The sequence below is a fragment of the Vibrio rotiferianus CAIM 577 = LMG 21460 genome (genome assembly GCF_002741985.1).
Taxonomy (GTDB): Bacteria; Pseudomonadota; Gammaproteobacteria; order Enterobacterales; family Vibrionaceae; genus Vibrio; species Vibrio rotiferianus.
The window spans coordinates 1-865 of the sequence record NZ_APHW01000045.1; the positions used below are offsets into that span (position 1 = coordinate 1).

4 tRNA genes and 1 rRNA gene are annotated in these 865 nt (G+C 44.0%); all 5 read left to right on the forward strand.

Annotated features, from left to right (window positions below):
• Window positions 1-97 precede the first annotated feature (97 nt).
• A tRNA-Glu gene (locus tag B853_RS15500) sits at window positions 98-173 on the forward strand.
• A 2-nt stretch (window positions 174-175) separates the two neighbouring features.
• Window positions 176-251 (forward strand) — tRNA-Lys (locus B853_RS15505).
• 9 nt (window positions 252-260) lie between these two features.
• A tRNA-Ala gene (locus B853_RS15510) sits at window positions 261-336 on the forward strand.
• Between the two features lie 38 nt (window positions 337-374).
• Window positions 375-450 (forward strand) — tRNA-Val (locus tag B853_RS15515).
• Window positions 451-746: 296 nt separating this feature from the next.
• Window positions 747-865: ribosomal RNA gene (locus tag B853_RS26190) — 23S ribosomal RNA — on the forward strand; the annotation flags it as partial.

The window sequence follows — 865 nt, forward strand, 5'->3', positions numbered from 1 at the left end:
ACCTCCTTATAGATGATTACTCACGATGAGTGTCCACACAGATTGATACGGTTTATAAGTAAAAGAGACGAAGATATCCCAATATCTTCAATCCAGTGTCCCGTTCGTCTAGAGGCCTAGGACACCGCCCTTTCACGGCGGTAACAGGGGTTCGACTCCCCTACGGGATACCATTGGGTCGTTAGCTCAGTTGGTAGAGCAGTTGACTTTTAATCAATTGGTCGCAGGTTCGAATCCTGCACGACCCACCATTTCAAGCTGGGGCTATAGCTCAGCTGGGAGAGCGCCTGCCTTGCACGCAGGAGGTCTGCGGTTCGATCCCGCATAGCTCCACCATCTTGAAAACCTTCTTCCACAAGAAGTAAAACTAATGTGGGCGATTAGCTCAGTTGGGAGAGCACCTGCCTTACAAGCAGGGGGTCACTGGTTCGAGCCCGGTATCGCCCACCATCTTTAAACATTCTCTCTTGAGAGTTTTTAAAAATGGTTTTCATTAGAAAATCTGCTCTTTAACAATTTGGAAAGCTGACAAATCAACAATTTATTGTTGATTGTAAAGTTCTCAATGTTTGTCTTTAAGACAAACACCAATACAACACATTCAAGTGTTCTTGGCTTTTGTCTTACTTTTTTAAAGTAAGGTAGAAGAAAAATTGAGTCCGGCAAAATCGAGTCTGCATCATGTATAAAAATTGCAGACAACTTTGGTGACTTGTTCATCAACTCGAAACTCCTTCGGGTTGTATGGTTAAGTGACTAAGCGTACACGGTGGATGCTTGGCAGTCAGAGGCGATGAAGGACGTATTAACTTGCGATAAGCCCAGATTAGGTAGTAAAAACCATTTGAGTCTGGGATTTCCGAAA